Consider the following 22,588-nt stretch of genomic DNA (forward strand, 5'->3'; position numbering starts at 1 on the left):
TTTCCGGTCACGGCATCGGCGGCGCGAGGGCGCCCAGTTCGGTGGCCAGCAAACTCGCCAGCGCGCGGGGTGTCGGGTTATCCAGGAAGGCGCCGACCGGCAGCACCAGCCCGGTGAGACCGCTTATCCGGCTGCGCAATTCGAGCACCGACAGCGAGGTCAGGCCAATGGCGAGAACTCCGCGATCGTCCTCGAGGCGCACCGATCCGGCGCCGTCGGCGAGGGTCGCGGCGAGCTGCGCCCGGACTGCGGCCAGCAAGTACTCGTCGCGGTCGGAACCGGCGATCGCGGCCAGCTCAGCTCGGAATTCGGCGCCCGGATCGACCTCCGGCGCGGCGGCGCTCGCGTCGGTCCCCGCGGTCGGGGTGTGCTCCACGACCGTTCCGGCAGCCGTGCTGCCACACCAATAGTGCTGGGTGCCATGCCAATACCGGCGATGCTGGAATGCGTAGGTGGGCAGATCGGTGGTGCGCGCCCCGGTCCCGGCGAATACCTCCGCCCAGGTGACGGCGGCTCCGCGCACCCAGGCCCCCGCGACCGCCCGCAACAGCGCCGGGACTTCGGCATCGTTCTCGCGCAGACTCGGCACGATCGCGCAGCCGCCGTCGGCGACGCATTCGGCGGCCATCCCGGAGAGCACCTCGCCGGGCCCGACCTCGAGGAAGGTGTCCACCCCGGCCGCACGCAATGCCTGCACGCCGTCGCGGAACAGCACCGTGCCGCGCGCATGTCGCACCCAGTACTCCGGCGTGCACACCTGCGCGGCGGAGGCGAGCCCCCCGGTCACATTGGAGGCCAAGGGAATCGACGGCGGTTTGAGCTCGACCGCCTCGAGCACCGTGCGGAACTCGCCGAGCATGCCGTCCAGATGCGGGGAATGGAACGCGCGCTGGGCGCGCAATCGCCGCACCCGGCGGCCCCGGGCCCGCCAGTAGCGGCCCAACTCCAGCACCGCCGCCTCATCCCCGGACAGCACCGTGGCGTTCGGGCCATTGTCCGCGGCAATCGACACCCGATCCTCGTATCCGGCCAGCGCGCCCTCGGCGTCGGCGCGCGTAGCCCGCACCGCGAGCATGGCACCGGGGCCGAGCCCCTGCATGAGCCGTCCGCGCGCGGCCACCACCGCGGCCGCGTCCTGCAGGGCGAACACCCCGCTCAGATGTGCGGCCGACAATTCGCCGATCGAATGTCCGAGCAGGAAATCCGCTGTCATACCCCATGATTCGAGCAATCGCCACAGCGCGACCTGCACACCGAACAGCACCGGCTGGGTGTACTCCGTGCGTTCGAGCACCTCGGCCTCCACCCCGAAGGCGAGCTCGCGCAGCGGCCGATCCAGATGCCCGTCGAATGCGGCGCACACCTCGTCGAAGGCCGTCGCGAACGCCGGAAACGTCTCGTACAGTTGCCGTCCAGCCCCCGGCCGATGACTCCCCTGCCCGGGCAACAACACCCCGAGCCCTCCCGCACCGACCGCTCCCGCCACCGCATCCCGGTCACCGCCGCCCCGTGCAAGCGCTGTCGCCGCCGCCCGCAGCCGCTCCGCATTCCCGGCCACCAGCACGGCCCGAGTCGTCACCGAGGAAAGCCCGAGATCGGCCACGCCGACCGGTTCTCCTCCCTCGCCGGGCTTTTCGAGCACCCCCGCCAGCCGTGCCGCCTGCTCCCGCACCGCCGCGCCGCTACGCGCCGACAACACGACCGGATAGGCGGGAAGCACCCGGCGCCGGACCCAATCCGCCGCCACGGGCGCCGCATCCGGCCGTGCGGGCATTTCCGATTGGGGCATTCCGGCCGCTGCGGCGACCGGCGCCGCCGGTCGGGCAACCGTCACATCCGGTCGGGCGGGCGTCGCATCGGGCGGCTGCCCGTATCCTGCCGGGTCGTATTCGACGATGGCGTGGGCGTTGGTGCCGATGAAGCCGAAGGCGGAGACGGCTGCGCGGCGTGGCCGTCCCGTGTCCGGCCATGGGGTCGCCTCGGTCGCCAGCCGCACCTGGCCACCGGACCAGTCGATGTGGTCGGACGGCCGGTCCACGTGCAGGGTGGCGGGGACCGTGCCGTGGCGCATGGCCGACACCATCTTGATCAGTCCCGCTGCCCCGGCGGCGGATTGGGTGTGGCCGATATTGGATTTCACCGATCCCAGCCACGCGGGCCGGTCCGGGGTGCGGTGTCTGCCATAGGTTTCCAGTAGCGCGTGCGCCTCGATGGGGTCGCCCAGCACGGTGCCGGTGCCGTGGCCTTCGAGCACGTCGATGTCGGTGGGGCTCAGCCCCGCTGCCGCCAGCGCCTGCCGGATCACCTGTTGTTGGGCGCGGCCGTTGGGCGCAGTCAGGCCGTTGGAGGCGCCGTCGGAGTTGACGGCGGTGCCGCGCACCACCGCCAGGATGGGGTGGCCGTTGTGGCGGGCATCCGAAAGTCGTTCCAGGACGAGCAGGCCCACGCCCTCCGACCAGGCGGTGCCGTCGGCGGCGGCCGCATAGGGTTTGCACAATCCGTCGGGGGCCAGGGCGCGTTGTCGGGAGAATGCCACGAACTGGGTGGGTGAGTCGATGACGGTGATGCCGCCGGACAGTGCGAGCGAGCAGGAGCCGTCGCGCAGCGCTGCGACGGCCTGGTCCACCGCGACGAGCGCGCCCGAACAGGCGGTGTCGACGGTGATGGCGGGTCCGTTGAGGCCGAGTGCGTAGGCGACGCGGCCGGTGGCCAGGCTGACCTGATTGCCCAGGACGTAATAGGTTTCGTAGCCGTCCCAGTCGGGGCACCAGTCGGAGTACACTTGGTCGCTCACCGCCGCGAACACCCCGGTGTCGCTGCCGCGCAGACTGGTCGGGTCGATGTGCGCGCGTTCGAAGGCCTCCCACCCCACCTCCAGTAGCAGCCACTGCTGGGGATCCATGGCGGCGGCTTCCCGGTCGGAGATGCCGAAGAATCCGGCGTCGAAACCCGTGGCGTCATCGAGGAATCCGCCGGTGGCCACGGTCGGATTGCCCGGCTCGTCGTGGGCGGCGGCCGGTCGCCAGCCGCGATCGGCCGGGAACGGGGCGCTGACGTGACGGCGTTCGGAAACCATGCGCCACAGGTCTTCCGGGGATCCGATGCCGCCGGGGAAGCGGCATGCCATGCCGATGACGGCGATCGGCTCGGCGACCCGCTCCCGCAGCTCCTGTAGCTCCCGACGCGCTTGCAGCAGGTCCTGCACGGTGCGCCGCAGATAGCGGCGCAGCTCCTCCTCGGCCATCTCTCCTCGTTTCTCTGCCGAATCCGCTGCCGCTCAGTCCAACTGGTCGATCAGCCCGAACAATTCGCGATCCTCGGCGGTGTCCAGGTCGAGGGCGGCTTCGTCGAGGCCGTTATCCAGTTCGCGCACCAGGGCGCGCAGCCGGGCGGCCAATTCCCGTTTGTCCTCGGGTTCCAGGTGGGCGGCGGCGCAGTCGCGGGCCACCGCCTCGATTCCGGCGCGCAGGCGGGCGGGTGCGTCGTCGACGGGGACGAGCTCGGCGCGCAGATGGTCGGCCAGCGCCGCGGGCGTGGGGTGGTCGAAGACGACGGTGGTCCCGAGGGTGATGCCCAGCGCCGACTTGAGCCGGTTACGGAATTCCATGACGCCCAGCGAGTCGAAGCCGAGCTCCTGGAACGGCCGGGCCGGGTCGATGGCGTCCGGGGAGCGGTGCCCGAGTACGGCGGCCGCCTGTATCCGCAGTGCGTCCACGATGGCCCGGACCTGCTCGGCCGGTTCTCTACCCACCAGACCCGCGACGAAGGACGCCGATTCGGCGGTCCGGACAGCGGCGGTGCGTCGCCCCGGCCGCGCCAGCCCGCGCAGCGGGGGCGGGATATCGCTGGGATCCAGTGCCGACAGCGCGGTGATATCGAGCCGGGCGGCCACCACCGTCGCGGGCGTCGCGGTGACGGCGGCGTCGAACAGCGCGGCGCCGTGCGCATTGTCGATGGGGCGCATGCCTTGCCGCCGCATGCGGGCCCAATCCTGGTCGCCGAGTTCGGCGGTCATGCCGTCGGTGCCGCGCCAGGCGCCCCAGGCGATCGCGGTGGCGGGTAGTCCGGCGGCGCGCCGTCGCTGGGCGAGGGCGTCGAGGAAGGCATTGGCCGCGGCGTAATTGGCTTGTCCGGGTCCGCCGAGCACGCCCGCCACCGACGAGTACAGGACGAAGGCGGCCAGATCGGCATCCGCCGTGGCCTCGTGCAGCCGCCAGGCGGCGTCCACCTTGGGCCGGAATACGGCCGCGACCTGGTCGGCGGTCAGCGATTCCAGCACCGCGTCATCGACCACACCGGCGGCGTGGATGACCGCGGTGAGCGGATGGGCGGCCGGAATACCGGCCAGCAGTGCCGATACCGTCTCCGGCTCGGCCACATCTGCGGCGGCAATGGTCACCTGTGCGCCCTGGGCGGCGAGTTCGTCCCGCAGTTCGGCCGCGCCGTCGGCTTCGGGTCCGCGTCGGCTGACCAGCAGCAGGTTGCGCACGCCGCGCACGTCGACGAGATGGCGTGCGAGCATTGCGCCCAGTCCGCCGGTGCCGCCGGTGATCAGCACGGTGCCCTCGGCCGCCCAGGCCGCCGGGATGGTGAGCACGTTCTTGCCGATGTGGCGGGCCTGACTCATGAACCGCAGGGTTTCGGCCGCCTCGCGGACCGGCCGGGCGGTGGTGGTGATCGGTTGCAGCACACCGGATTCGAACAGCTCGACGAGCGTGCCGAGGATCTCGCGCAACCGGTCCGGACCCGCCTCCATCAGATGGAAGGCGCGATAGCGGACACCCGGATGGTGCTCCGCCACCTCCTGCGCGTCGCGCCGGTCGGTCATGCCCATCTCGATGAAACGGCCGCCGCGCGGCAGCAACCGCAGCGAGGCGTCGACGAATTCACCTGCGAGGGAATCGAGTACGACGTCGACCCCGCGTCCGCCGGTGGCGGCGGCGAACCGTTGCTCGAAGTCCAGGGTGCGGGAGTCGCCGATATGGTCGGCGTCGAAGCCCAGCTCCCGCAGCACCGGCCATTTGGGCTTGCTGGCGGTCACATAGAGTTCCTCGCCGAGGTGGCGCGCCAGCTGGACCGCGGCCAGGCCGACGCCGCCGGTGGCGGCGTGCAGCAGCAGCGTCTCACCGCCGGTGAGACCGGCCAGGTCGACCAGCCCGTAGTAGGCGGTCGCGAAGACCACCGGGGTGCCGGCGGCCTGCGCGAAGGTCCAGCCGCGCGGTATCCGCGCCAGCAGCCGCCGGTCCACCATGGCGGTCGAGGCGACCGCGGGCAGAAAGCCGAAAACCCGGTCCCCGGGCGCGAATTCGGTGACATCGAGTGCGATGTCGACGATCACGCCCGCGCCCTCGCCGCCGATGGCGGCGTCCGGATCCGGGTACATGCCCAGCACGATCAGCACATCGCGGAAGTTGACCCCGCACGCGCGGACCGCGACCCGCACGTGGCCCGGCGGCAATGGCGCGGTGGCGGTGTCGTCGGTCACCAGCGCGAGGTTCTCGGCGCTGAGGGTGCCCAGACCCTGCGGCGCGAGCCGCCACGGCGAGCCGTCCGCTACAGCGCTGGGCACCAATGCCTCTGTGCTCTCGCGGCCGAGTCGCACCGTGTAGGCGACGCTGTCGCGCAGCGCGAGCTGCGGTTCCTCCGTGAGGGCCATGGCCCGGGCGACGGCGTCGCGGTAGGTGGCCGGATCGTCGATGTCCACCAGCAGCACGCGGCCCGGATATTCGCTCTGGGCGCTGCGCAGCAGGCCCCAGGCGGCCGCGCCGGTGAGGTCCGGGACTTCCGCGGCATGCACGGCCACGGCGCGGTGCGTGACCACGCAGACGGTCTGCTCGCCCGTGCCGGAGGTGAGCAACCCCTGCATGCGCGCCAGCAGTTCGGTCGTGCGAAGGCGAGTAAATTCGGATGTTCCACTGCCGACTTCGGCCTCATCGGGTTCGAATATCGCGCGGAGCACCGCGATTCGCCGCTCCCCGGCGGTCGCGATCCCGAGCCCGTCCCCGGCTTCCCACCCGATCGTCTCGGCTTCGCCGGTGGGCAGGGCGCTCCAGCTGGGGACGAAGAGATCCGTCCCGGCCGCCCGCCCGGCGGTCAGCGCCGACCGCGGCAGCGTGCGCAGCGTGAGCGCGCCCACCTCCGCGACGGGATTGCCGACCGGATCGGCGAGGGTGAGCGCGATCCGGTCCGGTCCCGGCGCGGTCACCCGCACGCGCAGCGATTGCGCACCCACCGCGTGCAGCCGTACGCCCTCCCAGGAGAACGGCACCGAGACCTCGTCCGCGCCGGGCATCCGGCCGCTCAGGGCCAGCGCGTGCAGCGCGGCATCCAGCAGCGCCGGATGCATACCGAACCGCTCGGCCGATCCGCGCGCCGCCTCGGGCAGGTCGACTTCCGCGAACAATTCCTCGCCGCGCCGCCACAGGGCGGTCAGCCCGCGGAACAGCGGACCGTAGCGGTAGCCGTGCTCGGCGAGTTGCTCGTAACCGCCGTCCAGCTCCACGCTTTCGGCGCCCGGCAGCGGCCAGGAGGCGAGAGTGGTTGCCGCCGGGACGGATTCGTCGTCCGGTTGCAGGACTCCGGTGGCATGGCAGGTCCAGTCTCCCGGCTCGGCCGCCTCGGCGCGCGGCCTGGAATGCACGCTCACCGAGCGGGAACCGTCCGGTTCCGGCGCACCGGCGACCACGCGCAGTTCGACCGCTCCGGTGTCCGGAAGCACCAGCGGCGCTTGCAGAATCAGTTCGGCCAGCTGTGGGCAGTCCGTCGCCGCGCCCGCGTGCAGCGCCATCTCGACGTAGGCGGTGCCGGGCAGCAGCACGCTCCCGGCAATGGCGTGATCAGCCAGCCAGGAATGGGTGTGCAGGGCGAGCAGGCCGGTCCACACCCGGCCGGCGGTGTCCGGGAGTTCGACCATGGCGCCCAGCAGCGGATGGTCGGCGGCGGTGAGGCCCGCGCCGCTCACATTGGCGCCGCCCACCGGTTCCAGCCAGTAGCGTGGCCGCTGGAACGGGTAGGTGGGCAGATCCACCGGGCGCGCTCCGGTTCCGGCGAAGATCGACGCCCAGTCCAGGTGACCCCCGGCGCAGTAACCGACGGCCAAGGCGTGCAACAGTTCCCGCGCTTCCTCCGCGGCCGGTTCGCGCAGCAGGGCGGTCGCGGTCGGCGCGGTATCGAGTTCGGCGGCGGTGCGATGCACCAGCCCGGTGAGCACGGTGCCCGGTCCGGCATCCCACAGCACCGAGACGCCTTCCTCACCGAGCAGGCGTTGCACGGCCGATTGGAATCGCACGGGCTGCCGTACCTGTGCCACCCAGTACTCCGGGGACCGGAGTTCGGCCTCGGTGAGCGGCAGGCCGGTGACCGTGGAAATCACGGGGACGGTGGCGGCGTGGAAGGTCAGCCCCGCACAGACGCGGCGGAATTCGTCGAGCATGGGGTCCATGCGCGGCGAGTGGAAGGCGTGGCTGACGAGCAGCCGCTTGGTCCGTGTGCCACGGGCGGCGAGCAGTCCGGTCACCTCGTCGACGGCCGCCGCGTCACCGGAGAGCACCAGTGAGCGCGGGCCGTTCACGGCGGCCACCGACATGCGGTCGGCGCGTTCGGCGACCAGTTCGGCCACCGTCTCCTCCGCGGCCTCGACCGCCACCATGGCGCCGCCCGGCGGCAGCGCCTGCATGAGCCTGCCGCGCGCGGCGACCAAGGCGCAGGCGTCCGGCAGTGACCAGACTCCGGCCGCGTACGCCGCGGCGATCTCGCCGATCGAATGCCCTGCCAGCCGATCCGGGCGCAGGCCCCATGCGGTCAGCAGGCGGTAGAGCGATACCTCGAGGGCGAACAGCGCGGGCTGGGTGTATTCGGTGGTGTCGAGCAGCGCGGCCTCCGGAGTGCCCGGCTCGGCGAACATCACCGCGCGCAGGCCCGTCGGCCACTGCGGGCTGATGGCGTCGAACTGGGCGCAGAGCTCGTCGAGGGCTGCGGCGAACACCGGGTAGGAGTCGTACAAGGCCCGGCCCATACCGGGGCGCTGCGCCCCCTGGCCGGGGAACAGCAGCGCGGTGCGCACGTCGCGGTCGGTGGAGCCGCGCACGACGGATTCGGAATCACCTTCGGCCGCAGGCACATCCAGTGCTTCCAGCAGTTCGGCGCGGTCGGCGCCGAGTAGTACGGCGCGCTGGCTGAATTCGGCGCGCGAGACCGCCAGCGCATAGCCGATGTCCACGACCGGCAGGTCCGGATCGGCCTGCACGGTGGTGCGCAACCGCTCGGCTTGCGCGGTGAGAGCCGGACCTGAGCGCGCGCTGAGCAGCCACGCGGTGATCGGCGGCAGGGTGCGCTGCGCGGGCGCGGATTCCTGGCGCGGCGGCTCCTCGATGATCACGTGCGCATTGGTGCCGCTGATCCCGAACGAGGAGATGCCCGCCCGCCGTGCGCGTTCGCGCCGCGGCCAGGGCCGCGCGGCCGACAGCAGCCGCACCTGTCCGTCGGCCCAGTTCACGTGCTCGGTGGGCCGATCGGCGTGCAGGGTGCGCGGCATGATCTCCTGCCGCATGGCCAGTACCGTCTTGATGACACCGGCGACACCCGCGGCCGCCTGGGTATGCCCCATATTGGATTTGATGGATCCCAGCCACAGCGGTTCGCCCGATCCGTGGCCGCGGCCGTAGGTGGACAGCAGGGCCTGCACTTCGATCGGATCGCCGAGTACCGTGCCGGTGCCGTGGCCCTCGACCAGGTCCACATCCGCGGGGCCGATGCCCGCATCGGCCAGGGCCGCGCGGATCACGCGTTCCTGCGCCGGGCCGTTGGGCGCGGCCAGACCGTTGGACGCGCCGTCCTGGTTCACCGCGGAACCGCGCACCACCGCGAGGATTCGGCGGCCGCGGCGTTGCGCCTGCGAAAGCCGTTCCAGCACCAGGATGCCCACGCCCTCCGACCACACCGTGCCGTCGGCTCCGGCGCCGTAGGACTTGCAGCGGCCGTCCGGGGCCAGTCCGCGCTGCAGGCTGAATCCGATGAAGGACTTGGGTTTCGCCATGACCGTGACGCCACCGGCCAGGGCGAGCTCGCATTCGCCGCGGCGCAGGGCCTGCGTCGCCAGATGCAAGGTGACCAGCGAGGACGAGCACGCGGTGTCGACGGTGATGGCTGGTCCTTCCAGCCCGAGTGCGTACGAGATGCGGCCGGAGGCAACGCTTCCCGTCACCCCGGTCATGAGGTATCCGTGCAGTTCCGGTGGTGCGTCGTCGTCGGAATAGTCGGTGTAGAACTGCCCGGCGTAGACGCCGGTTCGGCTGCCGCGCAGCGATACCGGATCGATGCACGCGTGTTCGATTTCCTCCCAGGAGGTTTCCAGCAGCAGCCGCTGCTGCGGGTCCATGGCGGTGGCCTAGCGTGGCGAGATGTCGAAGAAGTCGGCGTCGAATGTCGTCGCGTCGTAGAGGAATCCGCCGGTGCGCACATACGATTTGCCCCCCGCACCGGGTTCGGGATCATAGACGTCGTCCCAGCCGCGATCGGCCGGGAACTCCCCCGTCACCGCCCGCTCCTCGGCGAGAATGCGCCACATGTCCTCCGGTGCGGCGATCCCGACGGGATAGCGGCAGGCCAGGCCGATAATGGCGATGGGCTCCTCGGGTGCGGTCACCGCCCGGGCATCGGTGTCGACGTCGGCGGGTTCGGCGCCGGTCAGCCGGATGTGCAGCAGCTGGGCCATGCGCTCGACGGTCGGATAGTCGAAGGCGACCGCGGCGGTGAGTTCCACACCGGTCGTGCGACGCAAGCGATCCCGCAGTTCCACCGCGGAGCGGGAGTCGAACCCCAGCTGCTGGAACGACAGGTCGGCGTCGATCTCGTCGGGCGCCAGGGCGCCGAGCACCTCGCGCACCTGACGCACGATCAGCTCGCGCAGCAGCCGGACCCGTTCGGCCGGACTCAGTTGCGCCAGCCGGGCCAGCCGCCGCACCTGGTCGGCCGCATCCTCGCCACCGGCCATCCCGCTGTCGTTCACCATGGTCGCGCTCCTCGCTGCTACCGCGCCTCGAAACAGACCGTGCACCAGAACGATCCGGAGATCGCGGCGCCGTCTCGATCGAGCCTAGGAACGCCCGGTCTGCGCGCGTCCACCGTGCGGTAACTGCGCGGCCACCGCCGCACCCGGGAACACCGACCGCGCGTTAGCGTCGGTGCGCGGGTCGTTCGAAGAGGAGTACGACGATGCCTGTCCCGGAAACCACAGTCCTGCAACATCTCAGCGGCCTGGCCGCGGTCGCCCCCGGCGGTCGCACCGCCGTCATCGGCGAAGTGTTCACCGGCGCCCCGCTGGGCTCGGTCCCGATAGCCGATGCCGGTGATGTCACCACCGCGCTGGCGGCGGCGCGCACCGCCCAGCGCGAGTGGGCCGCCCGCCCGCTGGACGGCCCAGGAGGAAATCCTGGGCATCCTCGCGGCCACGCGCTACTACACCCCGCACCGCACCCGGTCTGCTGCACCCGCGCCGGGTGCCCGGCCCGCTCCCGCTGGTCACCCGTGTCCGCGTACACCACCGCCCCAAGGGCGTGGTCGGCGTGATCGCCCCCTGGAACTACCCCATGTTCCTGGCCATCGGGGACTCCCTCCCCGCCCTGCTCGCGGGAAACGCGGTCCTGCTGAAACCCGCTGCCCGAACCCCCTTCTCGGCACTGGCCAATGCCGAACTGCTCTACCGTGCCGGACTCCCCCGCCCCCTGCTCGCCGTGCTCCCCGGCCCCGGCGCCACCGTCGGCCGCGCCATCGCCGACACCTGCGACTTCCTCATGTTCACCGGTTCCACCGACACCGGCCGCGCCCTGGCCCGCCGCTGCGCCGACCGCCTCATCGGCTTCGCCGCCGAACTCGGCGGCAAGAACCCCATGATCGTCACCGCCGGAACCGATCTCGACGCCGTCGCCCGTGTAGCGGCCCGCGCCTGCTTCTCCAACGCGGGCCAACTGTGCCTGTCGATCGAACGCATCTACGTCGAACAGCCTGTAGCCGAAGAGTTCACCGCCAAACTGGTCTCCACCGTGGCCGCCATGAAACTCGGCCCCGGCTACGACTTCAGCCACGACATGGGCAGCCTCACCTCCCCCGAACAACTGGAAAAAGTCACCAAAGACCTCGCCGACGCCACCTCCAAAGGCGCCCGAATCCTCACCGGCGGCCACCCCCGCCCCGACCTCGGCCCCCTCTTCTTCGAACCCACCCTCCTCACCGACGTCACCGACACCATGACCTGCGCCCACGCCGAAACCTTCGGCCCCCTCGTCTCCCTCTACCCCGTCCCCGACGTGAACGAGGCCATATCCCACGCCAACAACTCCGAATATGGCTTGACCGCAGCCGTATTCGCCCCAACCCCCGCCACCGGCGAGTCCATTGCCGCCCGCCTCCACACCGGCGCAGTCACCATCAACGAGTCCTACGCAGCCGCCGCAGCCTCCCCTGCCGCCCCCATGGGCGGCCTCCGCAACTCCGGCCTAGGCCACCGCCACGCCCCCGAAGGCCTCCTCAAATACACCACCCCCCAAACCCTCGCCACCGCCAAACTAGGCATCCTCGGCCCACCCCCCACCACCCCACCCACCCGCTTCCACCGCACCCAAATCCCCCTGGCCAACCTCATCTCCCACCTCCCCGGCCGCCCCTGACCCACCCCGCGGCCAGCGCTTGCGTTCGCGACGTCGTCCGGGGCCGATTCGGCTCGAACGGTGGTGGGCGAGCTGTAGCCGATGAGGTGCGACTTCGCGCTGTTGAGAGCTGGTGCCCAAACCCCTCCACTGACCGCTGAGCGAACCGGAGTTCGTTCAAGACCAGGGATTCACTGGTCCGCCACCGACGCGCCGAATGCAGCCATTGTCGTCCATCCAGCATGAGCGGGTCGCGAGGAAGGTCAGGTCGATTCGGCTCGGATCCGTCGCGGTATGAAGCTGTGCCCCTTCCTCGCTCGACACCGGGCTGAACCACGACGTCAGATCGCCGTCCCCGGTCGACCAGTTGGTGTACTCATGGAACCGGTAGAACCAGTAGGCATGACACGACTGGCACTGCGGCCCGCTCTGTAATGCCACCGAGCGGGTGCTTGGCTGCGGGTTAACTTCAACGCGGGTCGCTCGACCGCCACCGGAACCAGACGTTGGTCCCCTCTGGCCGGTAGCGATCACCGTCGTCGATCCGTATCTCGCCCATCAACGTTCGTGTGTCGCTCGGCGATCGACGGTGCGGCGCGAGTAGGAGGGTGAGTTCGTCGTAGCGGGAGCCGATTCCGCCATGACCCGGATGGCTTTCGGTGCCGATCTCGCCCGACCGATAGCGTTGATTCCAGCTGACGAAGATCCGCCACTGCTCGAACTCCCACGCCAGGGCTTCGCCGTACGCGGGCCAAACCCGGTATTCGTCAGCTTCGTCGTAGTCCAGGCATTCGAAATAGTGCGGTCGGCCTCCGATGTCGGCAATGCCCGCTCGAGGTCCGTCGTACCAGTCCAACTCGATGTACACGCGCTCGAAGCCGTCCTCGATCAACTGCGCTTCAGCCCATGCCCTAGCCACACCGGCAGACTAGCCCGGGTTCGGGCAGCCCTGCGGTGCGGCGGCACTACCGTGAGGCTGGGGGCAGGAGCCGGCCGCTGAGGACGGGGCGGTTGGTGAGGTCGTCCTCGCGGATGCCGACGCCGAGGTTCTCCGCGAGCTTGTAGAACACTCCGCGGGATCCCAAGGCGCCGTACCCGTGTTCGTCGGGTCGGGCGCCGAGGGCCTGCATCTCGGCGTCGAAGCGGTGCGGGTCGCTGCCTGTCCGCGCGAAAATGTCCGTGCTGTCGAGTCCGGTGACAAGGCGGCCGTCCTCGGCGTACCGGAACACCACTCCTGGTTTCTCGCTGGTGTTCAGCACCAACGCCGCGGTGCCGATCGAGGCGCGCAGCACCAGTCCTCGGTCTTCGACGCCTTTCCAACTGCCGTGCTCCCACACCCAGGCCCAGCTTCGGTAATGCCCTGCGCTGACCACATATCCGTCGGACGCATAGAGAAGGCCGCCCAGCTCGTAGTGGAAGTCATCCGGCCCGCGCACCGCCACCGTGCCGTGGTCAACACCCATCCGCTCCAGTAGCCCCCGGGCGTTGATCCGACGCGCGAAGGTGAGGCTGAGCAGCGGCAGATCCCTGCCGTACATCCAGCCGAGGCCACCGGTCGTGGTGTTCATACCGTCCCCGTTTCGTTACCAGCCAAAGCAGTCACAGTGGCTGACACTGCCATGCGCCACCGACATCCATGGTCGGGCAATTACATTGCTTGCCATGTATCATGGAGGAGTCTCGGAACAACGCTGGAAGAAGGCGGTATGGAGCCGAACGAGAAGTGGCCGGTCGATCGAGCGACCTCGCTGGGATACGTGGTCAACCATCTCGCGCGGCTCATGGAACAGGCGCTGCGCGATCGCATCGCCGAATACGGTGTGGTGCCTGGGCAATTCGCGCAACTGCTGGCGTTGTACGAGCAGGAGGGCGTCACCCAGAACGAACTCTGCGAGAAGGTCCGCATCGACCAGTCGACCATGGCGCACACCCTCAAACGCATGGAACGCGACGGCCTGATCCGGCGCACCGCCGACCCCGACGATGGGCGGCGCGCGCTCATCTACCTCACCGAGCGCGCCCGAAAACTGCACGCCCCCTTGGCTACTGCCGCCGCCGAAATCAACGGCATCGCCACCGCCGGGCTCGCACAGAACCAGGGCGAGCAGTTCCTGCGCATGCTCCGGCGGGCGATCGACAACCTCGAAGGCGCTCGCGCCACCCAACCCCTCGAATAGAGGTGCGCAATGCTCTCTCGCATCCACCCCGTGGCGGGCATAATCGGTTTGGCCACCATCCTCACCTTCTGGCTCTCGACCGTCGCGACCGAACTCACCGGATCCGAGCACGCCGTCACCACGGTCAAACAAACCATCCCCTGGGCCCTACCGATTCTGGTGCTCGCACTGGCTGTCACCGGAGCCAGTGGTTTCCGGCTGGCCGACCATTCTGCCGACCCGGTGATCCTGGCCAAGAAACGCCGGATGCCGATCATCGCAGCCAACGGCCTGCTGATCCTGGTCCCCTGCGCGATCACCCTGTCAATCCTCGCCCGACGCGATCAGTTCGGGGCCGTCTTCTACTGCATCCAGGCACTCGAATTGCTTGTCGGTGCAACGAATATCGTGCTGATGTCGCTCAATATCCGCGACGGCCTGCAGCTGACCGGCCACCTGTCCCACCGCAACAAGGCTGCCGCTCACCGGCCTGCGTCGATGGCGACAAACCCTCGGAATGAGCCATAACCACAACCGAAGCCGAACCGCGCGCCGATATCGCCGAATCGTGCGCATTCAGAGGACCACACACGCATGCCGGTTCCCGCACTGAGCAACCGATCAACACGCGACATCGGAAGACCAACGGATAGAACCGATCCGAGGCCAGCGGGGATGGCTCCCTCCTCCGACCTCGATGTCACCTTCGCAGGTGACCGCCGAGTGCTCCGCGATGGTATTTCCGCACCTGGCGCAGCGCGGCGCTCGATTGCGAAATTCTCAAGTCCTCGTAGCGAGTCTCATCCTCAAATAGGGCAGCCAGACCGTCGGACTGATAGCGATCGTCAGTATCAGCGGACTGGGATCAAAGTAGGCGATTCGCTCGACCACCTTCCCAGCGCGCAGGGTGATTCGGTCCAGCTCGAATCGCTTGCCGACGACGGTTCCGGACAGCGTGTGCTCGATGACGACACCGTCATCCACGACCGCCCACCAGAGCAGGTGACCAGCCAGGTCAGGACATAACCGAAGGAGCCGGGTGAGCTCGTCGGCATAGGCGGCCGAGCTGTGCATCTCCGGACGGAGCGGTTGCACGAGATGGGCGTCCGGATGGAGCAGCTCACCGAGCGCGGACGGATCCGGATTCGCCCAGAAGGCCTCGAATCGGCCCACGAACTCGGCAGCAGATTTCGAAGCGTCAGGGATTGCGGGACTCTCCGTCATATCGACGATCCAAGCGTGGCGTCTTGCCCGATGCTGGCGGATATCGGCCGTCGTCACCGATTGACGACAGCGCCACCCTGGTCCCCGCCAGAAGCTCGTACCATCCAGCACCCGCCTTTGCCGAGCTCCTACTGGTCGATCGTCGGTGGGAAAACCATGTATCACGGAACGCGGCCACCATACGAATTACCGTGTCACGCACGGTCGGATGGACACCCGCTCGAGCCATCGGCCCGAGCCACTCGATCGGGCATGGACAGCACCAGAACCTGTCCCAGCCGACTGGTCAACTGATCACCGGGAACTGGTGGCGGAGCCTTCTCGGCCGATGCCGCCACCAGTTCCCGGTGATCGTATGTCCACATGCGGCAGGTTGGTGTCAGATTCTGTGGTCACAACCAGGCCAGACCCGGCGCGCGAGCGCACGCTCGTGCCGTATACCGTGCGATCCGAAGCGACCATCGCGGACCTGTGTCAGTGCTTCATGGCACTTGCGGCACAATTTGCAGCCCGAGGACGAAGGTATCGAAATCGGGTTGGTACATGTCCCGATCGGCGGCCGGAGTCTGGTCTACCGCCGCTCGTAGCCAACCATAACACGCGACTGCGGCTTCCCGGTCGAGTCGTGCCCGAGTCCGCCGATCTCGCTGAGCGAACCGGAGTTCGTTCAAGACCAGGGATTCACTGGTCCGCCACCGACGCGCCGAATGCAGCCATTGTCGTCCATCCAGCATGAGCGGGTCGCGAGGAAGGTCAGGTCGATTCGGCTCGGATCCGTCGCGGTATGAAGCTGTGCCCCTTCCTCGCTCGACACCGGGCTGAACCACGACGTCAGATCGCCGTCCCCGGTCGACCAGTTGGTGTACTCATGGAACCGGTAGAACCAGTAGGCATGACACGACTGGCACTGTTGTAAGGCCTCGACGTCATGCCGCGACTCGTACAAGGTTCGCAATACCTGTAGCTCCGGCATCCGGCAGCAGTCGATGTACGGCGGTGTTTTCACAGCTCCCCTTGTCCGCCAATGACGTCGGCGGAACGCTCTCGATCAGCGGATCTCGACCACTACCTTGCCGAGGGCGTGCCCGCCACCGACATGGGCCAGCGCGGTCGCGGTCTCGGCAAGGGGGAAGGTGCGGTCGATGTGGATATCGATCCGGTCCGCGACGCACAACTCCGCCAGCGGTGTGAAGTGGGCGGGGCCCTCTTTCACCGCGAGGACCCCGGGCCCCCGGCCGGTCACCATCCCGGCGACCACGCCGACGGTCGTCATCCGCAGCAACGCGCGTGTGGTGCCGCCGACGCAGCGATACCGGCCGCCACGTACGACCGACCTGCGATAGGCGAAAACCGATCGGTGGGCGACGAGGTCGAGCACCCGGTCGTACGGCCCGGTTCGGGTGAAGTCCTCGACGCGATAGTCGATGACCTCGTCGGCGCCGAGCGTGCGCATGAACGCCAGTTTGTCGGCGTTGTCCACCCCGGTCACGTGCGCTCCTGCGTTCTTGGCCAGTTGGATCGCGAACGCTCCCGATCCCCCGCCCGCACCGTTGATCAACACCGACATACCAGCGGCAATGTCGGCTGTGCCCTGTAGTGCAATCGCCCCCGACTGCGGCAGCGTCGACGCCTCGGCGAAGCTCAGCGTTGCCGGTTTGCGAGCCAGCGCCGACTCGGGCGCCACGGCATATTCCGCGAACCCGCCCTTGAGCGCGAGATTGTCGCCGTAGACCTCGTCACCCGGAGCGAACAGTGTGACCTCGGAGCCGACGGCCTCGACCCGTCCGGCGATATCGGATCCCAGAACCGGGCGCATCGGCACCCGCAGCCCGCCGATGCGCGAATACAGCGGCGTCCCCAGCAGGGTCTCCCAATCGGAGAGGTTGATCGATGTCGCGTGCACCCGGACGAGCACCTGTTTCGGTCCCGGGAAAGGTTCCGGAACTTCCGCGAGCGAGAGCACCTCGGGACCGCCGTAGCGGTCGTACACCATGGCCTTCATGCGATACCGGCATACAGTAGCCCGCGACAGTGTGGTATCCGGCGAAGTCTAGTCGACAGGCTGTCCCCTGATGCGCGATCCGAGCATCGGCCTTCGACCAGACACCCCAAACCTGTTCCCGCCCAACAACATCGACGAGAATTCGACCGCCCACCGGCACGTGGCGATGCCGCTGGGCGGGGAGCCCGGGAAAACGGCCGACCGGCCGAGACCGGCTGCGGCGCGAGACATCCGCCTTTGGGTCCCCTCTATGTCAACCCCTCGGGGCGGGGTTGGGGTTAGCCTGGAATGAGGGTCCGGGATGTGGCTTGTCCGAAGGATCGGTGTGCGGGTTTGAGCCGGTCGCGCTGGAGGCAGGAGTCGTTCCCGATTGCCCTCCCGGGCCTGCCCATTCACGACGTCGTTGGTCGGCGAGCATCCGCATGTAGACCACATTCGAGAGTCGGCGTTTGAGTGCGCGCAGGGCCTCCATGGATGTCTTGCCGCCGCCTTTGCGCAGGTCGTAGTAGACGCGGCCGGGTGTGGGGTTTCGTAGTTGAACGATGGCCATGATGTGCAGGACGCGGTTGATCTTGCGGTTGCCGGCGCGCGAAAGTCGGTGGCGCTGTTGTTCGCCGGAGGATACGTCCAGGGGCGCGGTGCCGTTCCAGGAGGCGAACCGGTCCCGGTCGCGGAATCGGTGGATGTCGCCGGCATCGGCCAAAAGCCTTGCTGCCGAGGACGGTCCGATGCCGTGCAGGTCCATCAGCGTGGAGCCGCGGTCGAGGACCAGCTGCCGCAGTTCCTTGTCCGCGGCGCGGGTCTTGCGGTCGACGGTCTCCAATTCCTCGATCATTTCCACGACCAGCCGCCGCCTAACCCGCGACGCGGCATCGTGCGGGGTGACCTCGGCGATCAACGCGCGGGCCTGACGAGCGGTGAGGAATACCTTGGCGCCACCGGGAATCAGCTCGAGCAGCAGCCGGTGAATCCGGCACAGGATTGCGGTGTGGGCGCGGCCGAGTTCGTCGCGGCGGTCGGCGAGCATGCTCAGGGCCACCAGGTCCGGGTCGGCTTCGACTCACCGCAGCCCCGGCGTGTGCAGGGCAGCCAGCGCGACCGAGTGCGCATCGACCGGGTCGGTCTTGCGGCCGTTGCCGGTGGCAAACACCCGGACCTGCGCCGAAAGCTTCGTCGGCACATCGATCACCGTCTCGCCGTCGTGGACCAGCCGGTGCGCCAAGTGGCGCCCGATGCCATTGCATCCCTCGATCGCCCACACACGGTCGTCGAATCATCTTCCAGCGGTGAATATTTCCGCGAATCCCGCATTGTCGGTGCTGTATCTGCCGGTGACCAGAACGCGCCCGGTCGGGTCGACGGCTTCGATGGTGGCCGAGCGTTTGTGCGGATCCATCCCGATGATGACCCTCATCATCCCTCCCGTACTAGCTGCTTCGACGGTGTCCGTGCGGGAGGGCACCGCTAGTACGAGCTGGGGCAAACCCCTCTTCAGCCACTCCCTGCACGGTGACCGGTGGGAGGCAAGCCAAAAGAGAGCCACACCAATCCAGACGGTGGGCAGCCGAATAGAGGGAGCTCCCCACCGGGCACCTGGATCAAATCCTGGCCGGGATCCGATCCTGGCACCAGTCTCTTACTAGCCGATGGCAGCGCACGGGTCGGATTGCTCGATTTCTTGTCGCGATTACTGGTCACTCACGTGTTCAGCGATCGACTCTGCCGGTGAGGCCGCCGATCCGGGTACTGGCATGATCAGCGGAGATTACCGCGCAACGGATGCGGCCGCTTGGGATCATCCAGTAGTCCAGATGGCTGTTCCTCGACAGGATTTGGCCCAGCTGCTTTTTGCAGAAGCCCCAGGCGTCGAGGCCCCCGGCCGGATCCCGATCGATGGCGGAATCCTCTGCCTCGAGGATCACTTCGCCGTAATGCGGATCGGAACACGGCTTTACGTGTACCGATTCGTCGAATCGGGTGCTGTAGTCCCAGCAGTCGCCGACCTGGAGGTACGTATGATCCTTGGACCCGCCGTCGTAGTAGTACAGCACTATCGTGCCGACCGCGAGGCCGAGTGCGACACCGAGTGCGATGACAGCGGTACGAATACGCATGGCCAAGAACTCCAGTTATCCTATGCACCAACCGAAATGGTGTGTGTCCCAGTCACGTTACGGATCGACGCAACGGATACAGCCTAGCGACGCGCACAGCCGAAATCGGCACCTACGCGAGAGCTCTACAAGGCTGGCCGGGTTCTTGGGCTCGGCCAGGCCAGGTCGGGAACCGTCCTGCATTGCCCCGACCCGGGCGTTCGGGATCGGCTGTGGGCCCCACACGCAGCTTGACCGGATGGTGAGACGGCCCGCACCCCTGTCGTCTCAATGGATGGCGCTCGGCACTTCACTGTGTGGGCGGTGTGGACGGGCTTCCCCACCAGTGAATGCCGCGGTCGTCTACATCGAGGTTGTTCGCTGCGGTTCCCAGTGGTTCGCCGATGTCGAAGTCCGCGACATCGCGGCCGAAACGTTTCGGATCCGGCGGTGTGGTCAACTGCGGGAAATACATGCTCGAGAACGTCCTGGCAAGAGGGGCGTAGGTCGTGCTCCGTAACCCATACTCGGAGACCGATCGCCGCAGTAGCGACGCACCATCATGCGGAATATATTGCACGGTAGGCGAACTCGTCGTCTTCAACTGGCGATTACACAGCGTTCCAGGCGCTCACGGTGACGATCCAGCCAGTTGGAGAGGGCACCGATTTGCTCATGGTGCGTGCGGGTTGGGGTGTGACCCCAGCACGCTGTGCTGCATCGCCTGCTGACTGAGTTCAGTGGTGCCCGAGCGCGATTCTGCGATGGCGGCGGCAAGTGCGGCGCGCAGCTCCCGGGCGGGCTCGCCGAGAATGACGTCGGTGATGATCAACTCGATCATCACGCGGTCGTAGTCGTCGCTTATCCGGCGGTGCCGTTGGGGATCCGTCTCCACGACCGCGGAGGTGATCTTTCGGCCACCGGCGGCCGACGGAGCGAACGACAGCTCGTACATCCCGTGGCCGGTCCAACTGCGGTGCATGAAGACGATCTCGCCTTCGGCAAAGATGTTCCACTTCTCGTCCATGCTCCGCGACCGACAGCCCCTCTGGATGCGGTTCCACTCGCTCATGGTCCAGACACGGTCGGGTAGCTGCGAGAGCGGCTTGGGCGTGACGATCGGATGTAGTTTGCGGAAGGAGCTTCTGGTCTGTGGTGCGTCACGGTCCATGGCCCGATCGTAAGTCGACGGTCGCGCCTAGGGGTTGCCCGTGCTTCTGCGGTGTCGGCTCAGTGGTGGGTTCCGTGGTCGGCACGGATGTGGGTGTGGTGGCGCGTGTTTAGCGTTATGGGCATGGAAATCAACGTGAACATCAGCACTGACATCAATATTCAGCTCGAGGTGGCTGATCCTCAGGCGGCTGCGGCGATCTATGACGCCGCGTTCGGGCTGGGTGATCGGGTCGGGTTCCGGGCGTCGGAGGCGCCGACGGACGGGTTCCGGGGGTTCCTGCTGTCGTTGGTGGTGTCGCAGCCGTCTACGGTCGACAGTCTCGTGGGCACCGCTGTCGATGCCGGGTTCGTTGTGCTCAAGGCTGCGAAGAAGAGTTTGTGGGGTTACAGCGCGGTGGTGCAGGCGCCGGAGGGGACGATTTGGAAGATCGCTACGTCGAAGAAGAAGGATGTGGGGCCGTTCACTCGGGAGGTTGACGATGTCGTGTTGCTGATGGGGGTGGCGGATGTGAAGGCCAGCAAGCAGTTTTATGCCGAGCGGGGGTTGACGGTGGCGAAGAGTTTCGGTGGTAAGTACGCGGAGTTCGCGGGGGCGGCGGTCACGCTGGCGTTGTATCCGCGGAAGGCTGCTGCGAAGGAGGCGGGCGTGTCCGTGGACGGGAGCGGATCGCATCGCATCATCATGGACAGCGGCATCGGTTCGTTCACCGACCCGGACGGGTTCGTGTGGGAGGAAACGGCCTGAGTCGGGCGACAGAACGATAGGAGACAGATCATGAAGTTTCGGACTCAGGTCGAGCCGCCCGAGCCCATGCGGGGATTGGAGGTTCCGCCCGAGGTGGTGGCGGCGCTCGGTGAGGGTGCGCGGCCGCCGGTGACGATCACGCTCAATGGACATTCCTGGAAGAGTCGGGTTGCCCTCATGCGCGGCCGTTATCTGCTCGGGCTCAGCAATGCCAATCGGCAGGCCGCGGGGGTCGAGATCGGCGAGGAGGTCGAGGTCGAGTTGGAGCTCGACACGCAGCCGCGCGTCATCGTGGAGCCGCCGGACTTCGTCCGCGCTCTGGACGAGGACCCCGTCGCCCGGGCCGCCTACGACGGCCTTTCCTACAGTCGTAAGCGCGAGCATGTGCACGCCATCGAGAGCGCGAAGCGGCCCGATACGCGCCAGCGGCGCATAGAGAAGGCCATCGCCACCCTGCGGGGCTGAAGCCGTCGGCCTTCAGTGGTTCTCGGGGTTGGCGGTTCGGTGTTCTCGGCAGTATTCGACGTGCAGCCATTGCCGCATACCGGCGACCGATATTTCGGCGCAGCAGTGGGTTTCCGGTTGTTCGTGCATATGCCGAGGGCATTCCTCGACCAGGCTCCGCAGATGGTGCGCCTCGAGTTCGAACGCGGTCCTGCTACCGACGAGGAACAGGGTGTCGGCGGTGATGTCATAGCGCAGAACGTCTTTGAACTCGCGGTGATGGCGCGCGGCGAACTCGGCTTCCAAGTCGTCGGCCCCCGGTAACCCGCGGCAGACCACGGTGTGGGGATGGCCGCTGCCGAGCTTGGCGCGGACATCTTTCCATCGAGATGTCCGGAATCGCAGGCTGTGGTGGAGCAGTACGAGGTCCAGTCGGGGCTCATTGCCGGTGGCGTAGTAGAGATCGCATTCGAACTCGTTGCGCCGCAAAGGAAGATAGACGATCGTATGCGGTGACCGAAGCGCCAGCGCCCACGCCATACTCACCGTCATCGCGGCCGCCTTATCGACGGTCATCTGCACACCGAGATACCCGTCGTGCAGCGGTGCATGCTCGATCGGGCGTGCGAGCCGGATCACCCGATACTCGTCCCGCCCCAACCGCACGGTACTGACCAGCGTGCGCCAACGCTGCCCCTCCAGCCGCATATCCCTCCTCGATCGGCGCTCCCATGAATCGTAGAGGAGCCACAGATCAACCGAGGTCGGCCGTGGTCGCTTCCGCGGCGGCCAGGCCGGAACGGAAGCAGGCCGATAGTTCGTGGCGCAGTTTGGCGCTGAATTCCAGTTGGAAGGGGAGGTAGGCGCAGTAGCCGGTGGGCCAGCCCCGGCGGACCACGCCACGGCGGCGCAGCGGGGTCAGGGAGAAGGTGTCGGAGAGCAGGCGTTCGGTGCGGCCCAGCCAGGTGTCGAGGGCCGCGGCGGTGGGGAGGGGGCGCGCGGCGCGCCCGGAAAAGGTGTAGCGCACCGTGTTTCGGCGGTCCACGCCGTAGGCGCCCGCCATGCGGCAGGGGCCCCCGTCGAAACTGATGCCGCCGACGCCCGGCGGG

General features: G+C 68.2%; 18 protein-coding genes and 2 pseudogenes. 5 read left to right on the forward strand and 15 right to left on the reverse strand.

What is annotated here, in order from left to right; translation table 11 throughout:
- Positions 1–7 precede the first annotated feature (7 nt).
- The 3 genes and pseudogenes from NC4_RS14350 to NC4_RS42615 all read right to left on the reverse strand — a co-directional run.
- Entirely contained in the window at positions 8–3,244 is a 3,237-nt protein-coding gene (locus NC4_RS14350; RefSeq protein ID WP_067537580.1) for a type I polyketide synthase, read from the reverse strand.
- A gap of 33 nt (positions 3,245–3,277) precedes the next feature.
- A complete protein-coding gene (locus NC4_RS14355) occupies positions 3,278–8,548 on the reverse strand; it encodes an SDR family NAD(P)-dependent oxidoreductase (RefSeq protein WP_369690750.1) in 5,271 nt (1,756 codons plus the stop codon).
- Between the two features lie 24 nt (positions 8,549–8,572).
- Positions 8,573–10,009, reverse strand: a pseudogene (locus tag NC4_RS42615) (acyl carrier protein); the annotation flags it as partial.
- Positions 10,010–10,212: 203 nt separating this feature from the next.
- On the opposite strand from NC4_RS42615, the pseudogene NC4_RS14365 reads away from it, so the two are divergent.
- A pseudogene (locus NC4_RS14365) lies at positions 10,213–11,663 on the forward strand (succinic semialdehyde dehydrogenase).
- A 448-nt stretch (positions 11,664–12,111) separates the two neighbouring features.
- Here the strand turns inward: NC4_RS14365 and NC4_RS14370 are convergent.
- Positions 12,112–12,561 carry a hypothetical protein gene (locus NC4_RS14370; RefSeq protein WP_067537594.1) on the reverse strand — a complete coding sequence of 150 codons (450 nt, stop codon included), beginning with the start codon at positions 12,559–12,561 and terminating at the stop codon, positions 12,112–12,114.
- A gap of 46 nt (positions 12,562–12,607) precedes the next feature.
- The gene (locus NC4_RS14375) at positions 12,608–13,210 is read right to left on the reverse strand and encodes a DUF6461 domain-containing protein (protein WP_067537597.1); all 603 of its coding nucleotides are present in this window, start codon (positions 13,208–13,210) and stop codon (positions 12,608–12,610) included.
- Between the two features lie 138 nt (positions 13,211–13,348).
- Between NC4_RS14375 and NC4_RS14380 the strand changes: the two genes are divergently transcribed.
- Together NC4_RS14380 and NC4_RS14385 are read left to right on the forward strand one after the other, a co-directional pair.
- The gene (locus NC4_RS14380; protein ID WP_067537598.1) at positions 13,349–13,819 is read left to right on the forward strand and encodes a MarR family winged helix-turn-helix transcriptional regulator; all 471 of its coding nucleotides are present in this window, start codon (positions 13,349–13,351) and stop codon (positions 13,817–13,819) included.
- Between the two features lie 48 nt (positions 13,820–13,867).
- The gene (locus tag NC4_RS14385) at positions 13,868–14,326 is read left to right on the forward strand and encodes a hypothetical protein (protein WP_218021098.1); all 459 of its coding nucleotides are present in this window, start codon (positions 13,868–13,870) and stop codon (positions 14,324–14,326) included.
- Positions 14,327–14,578: 252 nt separating this feature from the next.
- Here the strand turns inward: NC4_RS14385 and NC4_RS14390 are convergent, their stop codons facing one another.
- The 8 genes from NC4_RS14390 to NC4_RS14415 all read right to left on the reverse strand — a co-directional run bounded on the left by NC4_RS14390 (position 14,579) and on the right by NC4_RS14415 (position 20,288).
- Complete coding sequence (locus NC4_RS14390) at positions 14,579–15,079, reverse strand: nuclear transport factor 2 family protein (RefSeq protein WP_157554694.1); 501 nt, start codon at positions 15,077–15,079, stop codon at positions 14,579–14,581.
- Positions 15,080–15,689: 610 nt separating this feature from the next.
- Positions 15,690–16,028: a hypothetical protein gene (locus NC4_RS14395; protein ID WP_157554696.1), complete on the reverse strand. Its 339-nt coding sequence runs from the start codon at positions 16,026–16,028 to the stop codon at positions 15,690–15,692.
- 42 nt (positions 16,029–16,070) lie between these two features.
- Complete coding sequence (locus NC4_RS14400; protein ID WP_067537605.1) at positions 16,071–17,024, reverse strand: NAD(P)-dependent alcohol dehydrogenase; 954 nt, start codon at positions 17,022–17,024, stop codon at positions 16,071–16,073.
- Positions 17,025–17,277: 253 nt separating this feature from the next.
- Positions 17,278–18,063 carry a transposase gene (locus tag NC4_RS14405; RefSeq protein WP_218021100.1) on the reverse strand — a complete coding sequence of 262 codons (786 nt, stop codon included), beginning with the start codon at positions 18,061–18,063 and terminating at the stop codon, positions 17,278–17,280.
- Between the two features lie 21 nt (positions 18,064–18,084).
- Positions 18,085–18,285: a hypothetical protein gene (locus NC4_RS41595; protein WP_218021102.1), complete on the reverse strand. Its 201-nt coding sequence runs from the start codon at positions 18,283–18,285 to the stop codon at positions 18,085–18,087.
- A gap of 12 nt (positions 18,286–18,297) precedes the next feature.
- Positions 18,298–18,441 carry an IS110 family transposase gene (locus NC4_RS41600; RefSeq protein ID WP_218021104.1) on the reverse strand — a complete coding sequence of 48 codons (144 nt, stop codon included), beginning with the start codon at positions 18,439–18,441 and terminating at the stop codon, positions 18,298–18,300.
- A 289-nt stretch (positions 18,442–18,730) separates the two neighbouring features.
- A complete protein-coding gene (locus NC4_RS14410; RefSeq protein WP_067537609.1) occupies positions 18,731–19,138 on the reverse strand; it encodes a hypothetical protein in 408 nt (135 codons plus the stop codon).
- A gap of 652 nt (positions 19,139–19,790) precedes the next feature.
- Positions 19,791–20,288: a hypothetical protein gene (locus tag NC4_RS14415; protein WP_067537612.1), complete on the reverse strand. Its 498-nt coding sequence runs from the start codon at positions 20,286–20,288 to the stop codon at positions 19,791–19,793.
- A 123-nt stretch (positions 20,289–20,411) separates the two neighbouring features.
- Between NC4_RS14415 and NC4_RS14420 the strand changes: the two genes are divergently transcribed.
- Both NC4_RS14420 and NC4_RS14425 read left to right on the forward strand, forming a co-directional pair.
- Positions 20,412–21,035, forward strand: a complete 624-nt coding sequence (locus NC4_RS14420) for a VOC family protein (RefSeq protein ID WP_218021106.1) — start codon at positions 20,412–20,414, stop codon at positions 21,033–21,035.
- A 30-nt stretch (positions 21,036–21,065) separates the two neighbouring features.
- Positions 21,066–21,500, forward strand: coding sequence for a YdeI/OmpD-associated family protein (locus tag NC4_RS14425; RefSeq protein ID WP_067537615.1), 435 nt, complete (start codon positions 21,066–21,068; stop codon positions 21,498–21,500).
- Positions 21,501–21,512: 12 nt separating this feature from the next.
- Here NC4_RS14425 and NC4_RS14430 read toward each other — a convergent pair whose 3' ends face one another.
- On the reverse strand, positions 21,513–22,187 hold the full coding sequence (locus NC4_RS14430) for a hypothetical protein (RefSeq protein WP_067537618.1): 675 nt from the start codon (positions 22,185–22,187) through the stop codon (positions 21,513–21,515).
- A gap of 46 nt (positions 22,188–22,233) precedes the next feature.
- Positions 22,234–22,542 (reverse strand): hypothetical protein, encoded by a 309-nt coding sequence (locus tag NC4_RS14435; protein ID WP_067537621.1) that lies wholly within the window; start codon positions 22,540–22,542, stop codon positions 22,234–22,236.
- Positions 22,543–22,588: the final 46 nt, after the last annotated feature.

The organism is Nocardia crassostreae (genome assembly GCF_001613405.1).
Classification (GTDB): Bacteria; Actinomycetota; Actinomycetes; order Mycobacteriales; family Mycobacteriaceae; genus Nocardia; species Nocardia crassostreae.

Coding starts and splice junctions, on each gene's coding strand:
- NC4_RS14350 (WP_067537580.1), bottom strand. CDS start 3,244: ATGGCCGAGGAGGAGCTGCGCCGCTATCTGCGGCGCACCGTGCAGGAC.
- NC4_RS14355 (WP_369690750.1), bottom strand. CDS start 8,548: ATGCGGCAGGAGATCATGCCGCGCACCCTGCACGCCGATCGGCCCACC.
- NC4_RS14375 (WP_067537597.1), bottom strand. CDS start 13,210: ATGAACACCACGACCGGTGGCCTCGGCTGGATGTACGGCAGGGATCTG.
- NC4_RS14380 (WP_067537598.1), top strand. CDS start 13,349: ATGGAGCCGAACGAGAAGTGGCCGGTCGATCGAGCGACCTCGCTGGGA.
- NC4_RS14400 (WP_067537605.1), bottom strand. CDS start 17,024: ATGAAGGCCATGGTGTACGACCGCTACGGCGGTCCCGAGGTGCTCTCG.
- NC4_RS41600 (WP_218021104.1), bottom strand. CDS start 18,441: ATGATGAGGGTCATCATCGGGATGGATCCGCACAAACGCTCGGCCACC.
- NC4_RS14410 (WP_067537609.1), bottom strand. CDS start 19,138: ATGCGTATTCGTACCGCTGTCATCGCACTCGGTGTCGCACTCGGCCTC.
- NC4_RS14415 (WP_067537612.1), bottom strand. CDS start 20,288: ATGGACCGTGACGCACCACAGACCAGAAGCTCCTTCCGCAAACTACAT.
- NC4_RS14420 (WP_218021106.1), top strand. CDS start 20,412: ATGGAAATCAACGTGAACATCAGCACTGACATCAATATTCAGCTCGAG.
- NC4_RS14425 (WP_067537615.1), top strand. CDS start 21,066: ATGAAGTTTCGGACTCAGGTCGAGCCGCCCGAGCCCATGCGGGGATTG.
- NC4_RS14430 (WP_067537618.1), bottom strand. CDS start 22,187: ATGCGGCTGGAGGGGCAGCGTTGGCGCACGCTGGTCAGTACCGTGCGG.
- NC4_RS14435 (WP_067537621.1), bottom strand. CDS start 22,542: ATGGCGGGCGCCTACGGCGTGGACCGCCGAAACACGGTGCGCTACACC.